Raw genomic sequence first — 14,449 nt, forward strand, 5'->3', positions numbered from 1 at the left:
TACCTAAAAATTATCAATTCAAGCCGCCCTGCCCAAAGCGGGGTGGCTTTTTCATTTCACTCTATCGGCTGTTTTTGTATCTTAGCAACTAAATTTGACCTTAATAGCGCATCTCAATGACCTACGACTTTACCATTATCGGCGCCGGCATTGTCGGGCTGTCAACTGCATACAAGATTTCAGAATCTTATCCTGATCTTAATATCCTCGTACTGGAGAAAGAAGGTCACGTGGCGGCCCACCAAACGGGAAATAACTCGGGCGTTATTCACTCCGGCATCTACTATAAGCCGAAGAGCTATCGGGCCAAGAATTGTGTGGATGGGCGTCATCAGCTGGTGGATTTCTGCCAGGAGCACGATGTTGATCACGAAATTTGTGGTAAAGTGATTGTCGCTACGGAGGAGGAAGACATCCCTCGCTTAAAAGGCATCTTTGAGACGGGCCAGATCAACGGGATTGAAGGCATTAAGATGATTGATCCCGACGAGGTTAACGAGATTGAGCCCTATGTAAGCAGCGTCAAAGGCATCCACGTTCCCTGTTCTGGTATTGTGGATTATATTGGGGTCTGTGAAAAGCTTAGAGAATTGATCGAAGCACGCGGCAATGAGGTTCGCTTCAACCAGGAAGTCCAGAATATTAAACAGGATGGTGCTGACCTTACCGTTCAAACGAAAACCGATCAGTTTCAAAGCCGGTACCTGATTAACTGTGCCGGACTCTATAGCGACCATGTAGCCAAATCAGCGGGCGTTCGACCCAATATGCAGATTGTGCCCTTTCGCGGCGAATACTTTGAGCTCAAGCCCGAAGCCCAACATTTTGTAAATGGCCTCATCTATCCCATGCCCAATCCCGCCTTCCCTTTTCTCGGGGTTCATTTTACCAAGATGGTACATGATACCATAGAATGTGGCCCAAATGCCGTTTTTGCCTTCAAACGAGAAGGATACGACAAAATCTCTTTCGACCTGGAGGAGACCATCGAAACCCTCAACTTTTCCGGCTTCTGGAAGCTTGCGAAACAGCACTGGAAGATGGGCCTTGAAGAGTGGTATCGCTCCTTTTCAAAACGCGCCTTTGTGAAAGACTTACAGAAGTTGGTGCCGGCCATACGTCCCCATCACTTAAAGCATTCTCCATCCGGGGTGCGTGCCATGGCGCTTAAGCCCAATGGTGAAATTCTGGATGACTTTCAGTTTGAGACCACAGAGAATGAAATCCACGTTTTAAATGCCCCCAGTCCCGCCGCTACCGCCGGATTGGCTATTGGAGATGAAATTCTGGCCCGCGCCGAAAAAGCTTTCCTATAGCTATCCTAAGAGCACTGTTCTTATTTAGGTTGTACAATAAGATTTACTACCTGTAATTATCCAGGTTTGAATATAGATAAAAAATATTATTCATCGACATTATCTGTATTACGGTCACCTCTTGAATACAAGTAATATGCCCCTTTCCTGCTGTTACTTCCCATAGGCCCACTTCTTGAATGTTATCCATTCAAAGTGTACCATGGATATTAATGAATAAGCTTAGGTTAGGTTCCCTCCCACTTTTGCTAATTTCTGACTCAATTAATTGCTTTCAAGCTCGTTTTTAATCAACTTAAGTCTGTAATTGCAAAACAAATTTTCTGTCATGGAAAAGACATTAATCAATGAGCTTTCACGGCTCAATAAAAATGAAAAGTTGCTTCTGGTCGAAGCCTTATGGGATTCCATTGCCTCAGATCCAGAAGAGGTTGAAGTCCCTGATCATCACAAATCTATTTTGGAGCAACGTCTTAAGACCTTAGAAAAAGACAAAAAGAATGGATCTTCCTGGAAAGAGATCCGTCAAAAATATCTATAAATCGCTTTGCCCAAAACGTTAATCCTTACCGAAGATGCGCAGCAAGATTTAGATGGTGCTTACCAGTGGTATCAAGAGCAAAATCATGGATTAGGTCAGGAGTTCATTCGCTGCATTGATGCAAAACTTTCAGAAATTAGCCGTCATCCTCTTCACCATCAAGTCGTTTATAAAGACAGAGTTCATCGAGCTTTAACCAACCGTTTTCCCTTTTCTATTTATTTTGTCAATGAAGAAGAGATTATAACTGTCTTTGCTATTCTCCATCAGCGAAGAAGTCCAGAGTCTTGGAAAACAAGAACCGAGTAGTCGGGAAACCTAACCCGCGCATTAACTCGGACAGGCCTCGCCCTCTCCTTGCCTCCCTTCCATTTATTAGTTAATCTTTTGTTTTGTAATTAACTAAACACTGTTGCGCCTGCCGGTTATGCGCAATGTCGTTATAGGTTCAACCACCATTTAGATAGATAGGGTCCTTTTATGAAATTCATTTTACTTTATCTGTTCTATGCCCTTATCCTCTCTTTTGCTTTAAAACAAGGGGCCCTTTATTCACGTGTTAAGTCTGATAGGAAAGACGGAAATAATGAAAAGCCAGAACGAATCTTGGTGATTGGCGCTACAGGTGGGACGGGGCAAGAGCTTGTCCGACAATTGCTAGGAAGAGAATATCAGGTTACGGCTTTTGTCCGGAACCCAGCGGGATTAAAGATCGAGCATCCAAAGTTGACAATTGCTCAAGGCAACGTGTTAGATTATGAGTCGGTAGAAAAGGCGGTCCGCGGGAATGACGCCGTGCTCTCGGCTCTGGGTCACAAGAGATTTTTTTACCCCACACGTATCCTCTCAAAAGGCACCCATAACCTGCTTCGGGCAATGGAGAAATTTGGTGTGTCGCGCTTAGTCTGCGAGACTTCTTTGGGTATTGGCAACAGTGCCGGACGACTTGGACTATACTACACCTTCTTCACTATTCCAGTAATTCTGCCTTTTTATTTTTGGGATAAAGCTCGTCAAGAAAAGCTAATTACAGAAAGTAATGTCAATTGGACCATTGTCCGTCCAGGAGTGCTGACTAACAATCCTAAACATGGTAATTTCCGTCATGGTCCGGATATCGGCAGCTATATTTGGACTGTTCGTATCTCACGGGGCGATGTGGCAGAATTTATGATTTGTCAGCTAACGGACGATACTTATCTGAAAATGGCTGTGGCAGTAGCTAAATAAATTTAACAACAAAAAAACATTACCCATTTTGTAGCTCAGTTGAACCTATAACCCGCCTTTAGATTACTCCTAAGATAAAAACTACTTATGTTAGTGGTATAATCCGCTACTGGGCCCGCCGGGGCGGGCTAAATAACCCGCTAGCTTTCGAGCTACCGGTGCGTATGAGTCCCCGGCAGGTTTCCGGCCAGAACCCGCTCGTTAGAATGTAAGCCCTCAAGGACTCACAGGAGGTAATAGTGGCTGGTCCTATCCAGTAAGCGGCACCCCTTCACTAGGTAATATAGGAGAAAGTCTTATGGAAGCCAGCTATTATATAGGTATTGACATCTCAAGACAACGGTTGGATTGGCAGGTAACTGATGCCCAAAACACTGAATGTGCAACGGGCCAGACCGTAAACAGTCCAAAAGGAATCCACAAAATGATTGGCCGATGGAAACGAGGTAACATCCGCCTGCATGAGCTTATCGTTTATTTTGAGCACACCGGCCCCTATGGGCTGTTGCTGGCGACCCTATTAGAAGAAGCCGGGATTTGTTATGTGGTGGTTTCGGCCGTCCAGGTTCAGCTCTCGTTGGGTATCCGTCGGGGGAAGTCGGATCCCATTGATGCTCGCCGCCTGGCTGAGTACTTGTGGCGCTTCCGGGATCAGCTGCGGCCCAGCCGGTTACCGTCCAAGGCACTGCTGGAGCTACGGGGATGGCTGCTGTGGCGGGAAAGGCTAGTCAAGATGCGAACGGCCCTAACCAATGGTATCCAAGCAAATACCCTTACCAGCCAAGTAGCAGATCTGACAGAAATTAACCAGCAAATGCAAACTCAACACGACCAATTGACTACGCAACTAAAACAGGTCGATCGCAAGATTAGAAGGCTCCTCCGCCGATACAATACCACTGAAGGCCAATATGATCTGCTAGTAAGTATTCCGGGTATTGGACCTGTGATCGCCGGTTGGCTATTAGTATATACGGAAGGATTTACTCGATTTTCCAACGCCCGACAACTGGCCTGTTTTACTGGTAGTGCCCCGTTCCCCAAACAATCGGGCCAGCATAGGAGTCCTGACCGAGTGAGCCGATGGCGGTGCCAACGGCTGAAATCCTTACTGCTCAATGGGGTACATTCGGCTATCCAGTACGATCCGGAACTTCAAGCCTATTACAAGCGAAAATGCGAGGAAGGAAAACATCCCCAAAGCGTACGAAATGCGGTGATCTGCAAGCTGCTGTACCGGGTCTTTGCGGTCATTAATCGGGGCACCCCCTACGTAAAAATACATCAGCACGAAGCCGCAAAATAACTTGACTTAGTCTTAGAATACGCATTAAGTGGGACGTGCCTCGCTCTCCTACGCTTTAAAAACAAAGCTTCGGTGAGCAGGCCAATGCCTACTTTTGGCTTTTTAGCTCTCTGTTCATTATTTAACTAATCAACATTAATCCGCACGCCGGTTAAGCGCTAGGCCGTTAGCATCACAAGTTAAAACTTGTCCTTTTCATCTGGCTCTTCGTTTGGAACTTTTGACAATACGTGCTCAAATTTTTCTCGTGAACTTAATTCACCTCTTTTCTTTAAATATTCTACTGTCATTAAAGCAGACAACTTTTCAGAAACAGCAGAATTAATTAGCTGATTCATAGATACGCCTTCTTTTTTTGCCAGTTCTTTTATTTTTTTGTGCATCGAGTCGGGCAGCCGTACGCTTAAAGTGCTCATAATTCTCCGATTTTAATTAAAAATTGCTTTGGCGTTGTCGCTTCCGCTCCAAATTGCTCAATGCCTTTAAAGTCACCGAAGTTGTAGGTAATTATATATTCACAACCTGCTTCAACAGCTAATTCTAGTACCATGTCATCTTTGGGATCTTTCAAAAAAGGTCGCCAAAGAAAAAAGATATCTCGCTTGTCAGCTACTTTACACAAGTAGTTTAACAAATCATCGATATCTGTGTCGATCAGATGTTCAAACTTTTTCCTTTTGCTTACTGCTTCATACTCAATCAATAATGGTACCGAAAGACTGATATCAAACTTTCCGGTTCCGATTAAACTGATCAATTTAAATGAGGCTCCTCGGTTCAAGCGAAGAGCTGAAATTAATACATTGGTATCAATAACAACGCTAATCATAATATGGTATTATATGCAATACCAAAATAATATCAAAAAGTTTGTGGTGCTAACCTATACATGGCCTCCAAAGGCAACAGACAATAATTATTTCGCGCAAGAAACATATTCCCTCACCTGGTGTTATTTTTCTTGCCCTCTGCATGGATCTTGCTACAGGCAGTATATCAACAACGGTTGACAGCATCGCAGGCTGCACCAAACACATATAGAGGCTCTACATATCGTTAGTAAGGCTAAGGGGCCAGACTAATAATCGGTCCCGCATCCACGGGACGGCCATAGAATATATTGCGTGCCCTGAGCCCGGATGATCAAACGCGGGGCTATAGCCCGTAAGGGCCATTCCAGTTACTGGCATCTCGGAGCAGGGGCAGCACACGCCGATAGTTCCGGCATACCACAAGGCCGGATATCGAAAAGTATAGGGCCGCTGTCGCCTCCAATCAAGCGGTGCGAGTTCGGCTTTTTAGCTTTCCATTTATTATTTAACAATTCAACAATTTTACGGGCGCACCTTATGTACAGCCTACGTAGCCGTGCTACTTCGGCGTAGTAGTCCGCCATGTCGTTAGGTAAACGAAGCTACTTTCTCTCTTTGGTATTTTCTTTCAAGAATTTTGTCAATTCTTCTTTTTCGACTTTTCCATCAGCTAAATCGATCATTACAGCATACAAACCTTTTTTGTCAGCTTGCAGGCGATCGCCCTTAACGTACAGAAAGGTATAAATCGCTACTAAAGCTGTTCTCTTGTTTCCATCGAATAATGGATGATTCTTACAAATGTGAAGTCCATAGGCTGCCACCACTTTACATGACCGCCCCTTATACGACAACAGTTATTTGAGAAACCCTTTAGCAGGTCATTTTCGACCTTGCAAAGGCATTTAAATATTAGTATATCACTGCCCTATGGATACAAAAACAGCCTCTGAGCAGGTTACGCTCTACACCGATGAACAAACGCGGCGGCTTTATGCTACCGATGCCTCCAGCTACCAGGAATTACCTGAAGCTGTCGCCTACCCTAAGAACACTCAGGATATTATTGACCTCATCCAATATGCCCGGGCCAACAATACACCCGTTACCGCACGTGGGGCGGGCACCAGCCTGGCCGGACAGACGACCGGCAATGGCATCATCATGGATATTGGCCGAAAGATGAACCGCATTGTCAATATTGATGCCCGGAAACAGACCGCGCATGTACAGCCCGGCGTCATCCGCGATACGCTGAACCGGGAAGCGGCTGCTCATAGCCTTCTTTTTGGTCCGGATACCGCTACGACCAGCCGATGCATGATTGGCGGCATGATTGGCAATAATTCGTGCGGACTTTTTTCCATCAAGCACAAAACCACTCGTGAGCATGTGCTCGAAATTGATGCCGTTCTCAGCGATGGCTCACGGGCGACTTTTAAGCCATTAAGTGAAGAAGAGCTCCAGCAAAAGATGGAGCTGGATAGCCTGGAAGGAGACATTTATCGCCAAATGGTTAGCCTGATTCGGGACCATAAAGAAAAAATACTGGCTAATTATCCACACCCGGAAGTGATCCGCCGGAATACCGGATATGCACTCGACCGGCTTTGCGAGATGGAACCGTTTACAGAAGGGGGACGTCCGTTCAACCTCGCCGAGCTGCTCTGTGGCAGTGAAGGGACCCTGGCCGTAACCGCCTCGGCCAAACTCAACCTCGTCCAAAGAGACCCTCACAGCATTCTTCTGACGCCCCAATTTTCCTCCATTCGGGCGGCAATGGAGGCCACGGTAGAAGCCGTTAAGATGGATCCGGCTGCCGTTGAACTCATTGATGATATCATCCTGGATGCCACCAAGAACAACATCGAACAAAAGAAAAACCGCTTTTTTCTTGAAGGAGAACCCAAAGCCGTCCTGATTATTCAGTTTGATGGAGACGATCCGAATCAGCTGCGGGCCAAAGCACAAGAGCTGGGCGACCGTCTAAAAACGCTCGGACTTAGCTCTTCTTCGCCGGTCATTACGGATCCTGAAAAAATTGACCGTGTATGGGAGCTTCGAAAGGCAGGCCTGGGGCTTTTGATGGGGCTGGGGGCTGAGGGACGGACCCCCACCTTCTGCGAAGATACGGCCGTACGTGTGCCTGACCTGCCTGACTATGTTGATGACTTCCAGCGCATTCTCGATAAACACGATTCCAAGTGCGTGTTTTATGCGCACGCCTCTGTGGGCGAGCTACATCTGCGTCCTGTTATCAACCTGAAGAAGGAGAAGGAAATTGAGAAAATGAAGGTCATGGCTGGCGAAATTGCTGATCTGGTCCGAAAATATCGGGGATCACTTTCCGGCGAGCATGGCGACGGACGAACCCGTGCTCCCTATATCGAAAAGGTGCTGGGCTCTGAGATGATGCCTTTGCTTAAACAGGTTAAACAAATTTGGGATCCACAAAACCTGTTGAATCCCGGTAAAATTGTTGATCCCAAACCGATGGAGGCTGACCTTCGTTATTCTCCATCGTACCGGCCACCTGAAGTCAACACTACCTTTAACTGGCGTCGCGAAGAGGGTTTTGCCGATGCCGTTGAGCTTTGTAACGGGGCTGGAGTTTGTCGGAAGCTGGCTGACAGCGGCGGAACGATGTGCCCCTCCTATATGGCCACCAAACGGGAAAAAGATTCGACGCGGGGCCGGGCCAACCTTTTCCGTCAACTATTTTCCGGTCGACAAGCCGAGGCTTTCCAATCCGAAGAACTCCGTGATGCCCTGGATCTCTGTCTCAGCTGTAAGGCCTGTAAGAGTGAATGTCCCGCCAATGTGGATATGGCTCGCATGAAAGCCGAGTTTATGCAGGGCTGGCACGAAGAGAACGGCATCTCCCTTCACGAACGCTTTTTTGGCCAGGCGGGCACGCTCTATCCGCTGGCTTCCCTGTTCCCGAAGCTTTCGAACTGGATGCTCAAACAACCGGTCGTAAAAGAACTTCTCCAGCAGTGGATTGGTATTGATAAACGACGAGACCTGCCGGCATTCGCTACCGAGACCTTCATGGATTGGTTTAGCAACAGATCCAATACTAATCGCCCGACGTCAAACGCAGAAGCCGGACGAAGTGTTGTGCTACTGATCGATATTTTTACCAATTACCACGACCCCGACATTGGCAAAGCGGCTGTTCAATTTTTAGAGGCTACCGGTCACCGGGTTATTGTTCCGGAGATTCATGAGCTGGGTCGCCCACAGCTTTCCAAGGGCATGGTCGACCACGCCAAACAGGTACTGGATCAAAGCTTGCCAGTGCTGACTAATTATGCTGAACAAGGGTATCCCATCATCGGCCTGGAACCCTCTGAGCTGTTGACGTTGCGAGATGAATATTTGGATCTCTGCGATGATGACCAGCTGCCTGCTGCCCAGCAGGTTGCGGAGCAGAGTGTTACCTTCGAAGAGTTTGTAGCCTCTACTTTGCAGACAAACTCACCTCCCGGTACCTCCAACAAAGTTTATATTCACGGGCACTGCCACGCCAAAGCGCTTATTGGAAATACGGCTGTTGAGGATGCACTCCAAGCCGCCGGTTACGAGACCGAAATCCTACAAACCGGCTGTTGCGGAATGGCCGGCAGCTTTGGATACGAGGAAAATCACTATGAGGTCTCTATGGATATTGGCGAGCTCACGCTTTTTCCTGCGCTGCGTAAACTGCCGGATGATGCCCTCATCTGTGCACCCGGCTTTTCGTGCCGTCATCAGATTAATGATGGCGTTGATCGAAAGGCTGTTCATCCGGCTGAGCTTGTGGCCAAAAGTCTAACCACCTAAATTCTTATTATAAGGTCTCTTAAAAATTATCCTATTTGAGTATGAATTTTAGCCGTAAAGACTTTCTCCGTGCTTCCCTTCTTTCGTCAGCGGGTCTGTTTCCAGGATTAAATACTTTTGGGGAAGGCACAACACAAAATAAACCACCCTATCCGCATAGCCGCAACCAAGAACAGACAGCATACAGCATTTCTGTTTTTTCCAAGCACCTCCAGTGGCTGGATTACCCCAAGATGGCAAAAACAGCGGCCGACTTAGGTTTTGATGGCATTGACCTGACCGTTCGTCCCGGTGGACACGTATTGCCTGAAAATGCGGAGCGCGACCTGCCCAAAGCCGTAGCAGCTGTTCGCGATGAAGGACTTGAAGTCTACATGATCAGCACGGCCATTAGCGATCCGGATGATCCACATACAAAGCCCATCCTTAAAACAGCTGGCGAGCTGGGTATTGGTCATTATCGCACCGACTGGTTTCCCTATGATACAGCAAAGAGCATTGAGCAGAATCTGGATATCTTTGCTTCCAAACTAAGCCGCCTTGCCGAAATCAACGAGCAATATGGTATTCAGGGTGATTATCAAAATCACGCTGGTGCAAGTTTTGGTTCTTCCATCTGGGACCTGTGGGTGGTGCTAAACGAATTGAATTCCGAATGGATTGGCTCTCAGTATGATATCCGCCATTCCACGGTAGAAGGCGTCCATTCATGGGAAAACGACTTTTCAGCCATTCATCCCTATATTGGCACGCTGGATATTAAAGATTTTCATTGGCAAAAAACGGATGACGGTAGCTGGCATGAACAGAATGTACCCCTGGGCCAAGGAATGGTCAACTTTCCACAGTACTTCAGGCTGCTCAAAAAACACAGAGTATATGCCCCCATTTCTATTCATTACGAGTATGATCTCGGCGGAGCCAATCACGGAGCCACCACCCTGAATATAGCTGAGGAAGAAGTGCTCTCAGCCCTAAAACAAGACCTCAACACCCTGGATGGCTGGCTCAAAGAAGCGGGGCTGGATAGAATAAGCTAAAATTTATGAAAATTGATCCTTGCACACCTTAGTACGGACACGCAAGAGGGTGACGGATAAGGCCCCTCCACGTATTCGTAGTAGTACTGTTTTGCCTCAATGCGTCATTAATAGATGAGTCCATGACTTGTATTATCTTATTACTATTTTTCTTTGATGAAAAAAGTAATCAAAAAAATCATCGGCCCCGTGGAATCCTCCGATTCCTCGGAAGGCCAAGAAGAGGCATTCCACAGGACAGGCTGAGAATTATGACCCGCTCCGGTCTCGGATGGGATCATCCTTCCCCTTCGCCCATGATTCGTTAGGCCGGAAATAGAATCAAAAGCACCTATGCCTCAAGAAGAGACCAATCGGCCTACGAAAGGGAAGGGGGACAAGATGTATGAAACCCTCTCATTGTCATTTCGATTCCGACTACTGTCGGGGGAGAAATCTTCTACTCTTTGAGCTTTTTGCTTTGAGAGTAAAAGATCTCTCCCGTTGGTCGAGATGACGGTGTGGAGCATATTAAAGATGTTGCTTGATTCCCATTCGCGGCCTTCTCAGCCTTGGGGTTTTACGAGCCCCGGTTCTGCTGGTTCCGAGGCTTCAGAAGGGTCAAGCCCCCGTATGGACGGGGCACGGCAAAAGGTGGAAAAATTCAGGCTATAAGGGCAAAAAGCTATTCTTTTTCAATAGGATATCCGGCTTCGGTCCATGACCGGAATCCACCGGCCAACGACTTTACATTACTATAACCCATCTTTTGGAGGCTGTCGGCAGCCAGGGCTGAACGAAAACCGCCCCCACAATAAAGAATGATCTCTTCGTCAATATTGGGATACTCCGTCTCTATATCACGTTCGATGATACCCTTCCCGAGGTAACTTGCTCCCGCGATATGCGACTTTCTCCATTCATCCTGCTCACGAACATCCAGCAGTACGAAGTTTTCCTCATCCTCAAGCTTTTCCTTCACTGCATCCGGAGTAATCTCTTCGATGCGCGTCTTAGCATCGTCAACAAGTGTCACAAATCGATCGGAATGATGTTTTCCCATAATAATTTATTGTTTTAGCTACTAATCTGAACAGATGTAAACCGGGAAAAAGGTGAATAATTCCTTATAAAACTCAAACTGTCTATCGCAAGCGACTCGCTTCTGTGATCTATCGCACGAGCGGACCTCTTAGACCCTGAAACAAATTCAGGGTGACAAGGCACAGTTAATTTGTAAAGGTATTCTTCTCAATAAGTTCCCGTGCACTTCTGAGGGCTGCATCCGTGATATCTTCACCGCTCATCAGACCTGCCACTTCTGTGATATGCTCGTTATCCCCAAGGGGAACAATACGTGATACGGTTCGACCCTTCTCTTCCACCTTTTGCACTTTGTAATGCTTGTGCGCCTGGCTGGCAATCTGTGGCTGGTGGGTGATAGCCATAATCTGGCACTTTTGCGCAAGTCGCCGCATGGTACGCCCTACCTTTTCGGATATCTCTCCGCTGATGCCGGTATCAATTTCGTCAAAAATCATGACCGGGAGACTTTGTTCGCGGGCGATAATCGATTTAAGGGCCAACATCACGCGGCTGATCTCTCCACCGGAGGCAATCTTGGCCAGCGGCTTGGGCTCTTCTCCTTTATTGGTAGAAATATACAGGCTAACCTCATCGCACCCGTGCTCGGTACATTCCACCGGCTGCCCTTCAGCCGTAATCCATCCCCGCTCTTCGGAGACCACCAACCAGTCCACCCGGACCTTGAACTCAGCATGCGGTATCCCTAAATCACTCAGTTCTTCTTCGACCTGTCGACTGACTCGCTCGCCCACTTTTTGCCGGGCTGAATGTAACTTTTGAGCCACGTTTGCCAGCGTCTGGGCCTGGTCTTCAATCTTTGCTTCCATCTTTTCGATCTCCAGATCAAAGTTTTCTGCCAGGCTTAGTTCTTTACGAATTTCATGCAGATACTCGATAAGATCCGGGATACTTCTCTGATATTTCTTTTGAAGCCGGTTCAGCTCGTTCTGACGGCTTCGGAGTTCCTCCAGTCGATTCGGATTAAACTCAATCCGGCTTCGATAGCGCTCCGCAAACTGTACGGTCTCCTGTATCGTAATCCGGGCCGATGAAATCTCGTCAAGATAATTTGCAAACTCGGGCTCTATGCGACTCAAGTCTTCAAGATGCAGCTTAATTTGGTTCAGCAATCCAACCGCATTAAGTTCATCCTCCTGTCCAATTTTGACAATTGAAGATGCTTTCTGGTCGAGCTCTTCGGCATTATCCAACAGGTGCATTTCGGTCTCCAGCTCTTCTTCCTCGTTGGGATCCAGATCAGCATCATCCAACTCCTGTACCTGAAAACGAAAAAGCTCAACTTTCTCCTCCAGCTCTCGTTCGCGTTTCTTCAGCTTCCGCAGCTCCTTCCGCAAGCTCACCATCTTTTCGTACTCCTGCCGGTACGCCTGCTTCTTCGCTACAATATGCTCAAAGCCGTCGATTACATTCCGGTGATTCTCCTCCTTGAGCAACAACTGGTGATCGTGCTGCCCGTGCAGATCCACCAGGTAATTCCCTACCTGTCGTAATACGGAAATGGTGACCGGAGTATCATTGATAAATCCACGACTGCCGGAGGACCGGATTTCGCGCCGCAGTATCAACTCGGGACGAACTTCTACCGCATTTTCTTCCAATAGTTTTTCAATCTCTGGATGCTTCCCTACCGATAAAATAGCCTCTGTAATGGCTTTATCAGATCCCTGGCGTATTACCTCGGTATCGGCACGCTCTCCCAATATCATGTTCAGGGCGCCAATGATAATGGATTTTCCGGCCCCGGTCTGACCCGTAAGAATATTCAGCCCTTCCTCGAATGAAACTTCAAGCTCGTCGATCAGGGCAAAGTCTTTAATGTAAAGTGATTGTATCATAGTCCGTTATTCATTTTGATCGGCGCATGCAATGTACAAAGCAACAGGCAAAATTTCTGCGTTCCCTTATATTTTTAACAATACAATAATTGGATCTTTATGGGCATATCCTTATCAAAGATAAAAGGCCCCCGTAAACGGAGGCCTAATTCCTTTGCGCTTGTAGTCTGTCTTAATGAAGAGTCATAGGTAAGTACCTTTTACGAGTAAATCCTTACAAAAAAATTTAAAAAAATTATATCTTGAGCGTTTCCTCTCATAATCACCCCTAACAACCTGTATGAGCAATAAAAAAGAACAAGAGTTTAAAGAATATCACTTCAAAGTACCCGCCGGACATACGACCGGCATGCGATTGGATAAATATATTGCGTCTTTTGTGCAGAACGTCTCGCGTACCAAAGTGCAAAAAGCAATTGAGGGAGAATACGTAACGGTCAATGGCAAGGTGGAAAAATCATCCTATAACATGGAGCCGGGCGACCAGATTGACATCCATCTCCCCATCCCCAAGCCGCCGGAAGTGACCGCCGAAAAGATGGATTTGGATATTGTCTATGAGGATGACGACCTAATCATTGTTAACAAAAAAGCCGGGCGCGTGGTCCACCCTGCTTACGGCAACTGGACAGGAACGCTGGTAAGTGGACTTATGTGGCACACCGATCAACTTTCCGAGCCCGACAGTAAACATATTCGCCCTGGCATTGTGCACCGACTGGATAAAGATACCAGTGGCATTCTGGTGGTTGCAAAAAATGACGAAACACACCGCGTGCTCAGCGAATATTTTCGCACCAAAGATATTGAACGCACCTACTGGGCCATCGTCTGGGGCACACCTGACAATAAAGAAGGGACCATTACCGGTGATATCGGTCGAAGCCGGAGCGACCGCAAGAAAATGGCCGTGCTGCCCGACGGCAAAGGCAAACACGCCACAACGCACTACAAAGTGCTGGAATACTTCGATCACCTAAGCCTGCTGGAACTCAAGCTTGAAACAGGCCGTACGCATCAGATCCGCGTGCACCTGGCTAATGAAAACCACTGGGTGCTTGGAGACCAAAAGTATGGCGGTGATTCAGTACGCTATGGCGCAAATACCGGAAGCCGAAAACAGATGTTCAACAATATTATGGCTAAGTTGCAGCGCCAGTGCCTGCATGCTAAAACGCTGGGGTTTGAGCATCCTACAACCGGCGAAATGGTCGAATTTGATTCAGACCTTCCGGAAGACTTTGCTCATACCCTCGAAAAGCTGCGCCAAAACTGTAAGCCAACGCTTTAGCAGTTAGCAGTTAGCAGTTAGCAGTTAGCAGTTAGCAGTTTGGAATTGCTACAAAAAAATGGACAGTACGTTAAGCCAGATCATGCTGCCCGTTCTTGTTGTTGGGTTAAATACTCTTGCATTTCCGCCGGTGTGCGGTAGTCCAGCGTTGAATGCAAGCGCTGGCG

13 protein-coding genes are annotated in these 14,449 nt (G+C 47.2%); 8 read left to right on the top strand and 5 right to left on the bottom strand.

The window, feature by feature from the left end; genetic code table 11:
* The first annotated feature begins 116 nt into the window (after positions 1–116).
* The 5 genes from lhgO to J6I44_RS12350 all read left to right on the top strand — a co-directional run bounded on the left by lhgO (position 117) and on the right by J6I44_RS12350 (position 4,393).
* Positions 117–1,316 (top strand): L-2-hydroxyglutarate oxidase, encoded by a 1,200-nt coding sequence (gene lhgO, locus J6I44_RS12330; protein ID WP_265766442.1) that lies wholly within the window; start codon positions 117–119, stop codon positions 1,314–1,316.
* A 328-nt stretch (positions 1,317–1,644) separates the two neighbouring features.
* Positions 1,645–1,857: an addiction module protein gene (locus tag J6I44_RS12335; RefSeq protein WP_265766443.1), complete on the top strand. Its 213-nt coding sequence runs from the start codon at positions 1,645–1,647 to the stop codon at positions 1,855–1,857.
* Between the two features lie 6 nt (positions 1,858–1,863).
* Positions 1,864–2,166 carry a type II toxin-antitoxin system RelE/ParE family toxin gene (locus J6I44_RS12340; RefSeq protein ID WP_265766444.1) on the top strand — a complete coding sequence of 101 codons (303 nt, stop codon included), beginning with the start codon at positions 1,864–1,866 and terminating at the stop codon, positions 2,164–2,166.
* A 171-nt stretch (positions 2,167–2,337) separates the two neighbouring features.
* Positions 2,338–3,087, top strand: a complete 750-nt coding sequence (locus J6I44_RS12345) for an NAD(P)-dependent oxidoreductase (RefSeq protein WP_265766445.1) — start codon at positions 2,338–2,340, stop codon at positions 3,085–3,087.
* A gap of 298 nt (positions 3,088–3,385) precedes the next feature.
* Positions 3,386–4,393, top strand: a complete 1,008-nt coding sequence (locus tag J6I44_RS12350; RefSeq protein ID WP_265766446.1) for an IS110 family RNA-guided transposase — start codon at positions 3,386–3,388, stop codon at positions 4,391–4,393.
* Positions 4,394–4,572: 179 nt separating this feature from the next.
* Here J6I44_RS12350 and J6I44_RS12355 read toward each other — a convergent pair whose 3' ends face one another.
* The 3 genes from J6I44_RS12355 to J6I44_RS12365 all read right to left on the bottom strand — a co-directional run bounded on the left by J6I44_RS12355 (position 4,573) and on the right by J6I44_RS12365 (position 6,029).
* Positions 4,573–4,809 (bottom strand): toxin-antitoxin system HicB family antitoxin, encoded by a 237-nt coding sequence (locus J6I44_RS12355; RefSeq protein WP_265766447.1) that lies wholly within the window; start codon positions 4,807–4,809, stop codon positions 4,573–4,575.
* Complete coding sequence (locus J6I44_RS12360) at positions 4,806–5,222, bottom strand: putative toxin-antitoxin system toxin component, PIN family (protein ID WP_265766448.1); 417 nt, start codon at positions 5,220–5,222, stop codon at positions 4,806–4,808. Before J6I44_RS12360 ends, J6I44_RS12355 begins: the two co-directional genes overlap by 4 nt.
* A 585-nt stretch (positions 5,223–5,807) precedes the next feature.
* Complete coding sequence (locus tag J6I44_RS12365) at positions 5,808–6,029, bottom strand: type II toxin-antitoxin system death-on-curing family toxin (RefSeq protein ID WP_265766449.1); 222 nt, start codon at positions 6,027–6,029, stop codon at positions 5,808–5,810.
* Between the two features lie 106 nt (positions 6,030–6,135).
* Here J6I44_RS12365 and J6I44_RS12370 point away from each other — a divergent pair, with 106 nt between their 5' ends.
* Both J6I44_RS12370 and J6I44_RS12375 read left to right on the top strand, forming a co-directional pair.
* Positions 6,136–9,030, top strand: a complete 2,895-nt coding sequence (locus tag J6I44_RS12370; RefSeq protein ID WP_265766450.1) for an FAD-binding and (Fe-S)-binding domain-containing protein — start codon at positions 6,136–6,138, stop codon at positions 9,028–9,030.
* A 41-nt stretch (positions 9,031–9,071) separates the two neighbouring features.
* Entirely contained in the window at positions 9,072–10,070 is a 999-nt protein-coding gene (locus tag J6I44_RS12375) for a sugar phosphate isomerase/epimerase family protein (RefSeq protein WP_265766451.1), read from the top strand.
* A 664-nt stretch (positions 10,071–10,734) separates the two neighbouring features.
* Here the strand turns inward: J6I44_RS12375 and J6I44_RS12380 are convergent.
* Positions 10,735–11,112 (bottom strand): rhodanese-like domain-containing protein, encoded by a 378-nt coding sequence (locus tag J6I44_RS12380; protein ID WP_265766452.1) that lies wholly within the window; start codon positions 11,110–11,112, stop codon positions 10,735–10,737.
* A gap of 166 nt (positions 11,113–11,278) precedes the next feature.
* Complete coding sequence (recN, locus tag J6I44_RS12385) at positions 11,279–12,991, bottom strand: DNA repair protein RecN (RefSeq protein ID WP_265766453.1); 1,713 nt, start codon at positions 12,989–12,991, stop codon at positions 11,279–11,281.
* A gap of 280 nt (positions 12,992–13,271) precedes the next feature.
* Here recN and J6I44_RS12390 point away from each other — a divergent pair, with 280 nt between their 5' ends.
* Positions 13,272–14,282, top strand: coding sequence for an RluA family pseudouridine synthase (locus J6I44_RS12390; protein ID WP_265766454.1), 1,011 nt, complete (start codon positions 13,272–13,274; stop codon positions 14,280–14,282).
* The last annotated feature ends 167 nt before the right edge of the window (positions 14,283–14,449 follow it).

Origin of the sequence: Fodinibius salsisoli (assembly GCF_026229185.1) — a bacterium.
Lineage (GTDB): Bacteria > Bacteroidota > Rhodothermia > Balneolales > Balneolaceae > Fodinibius > Fodinibius salsisoli.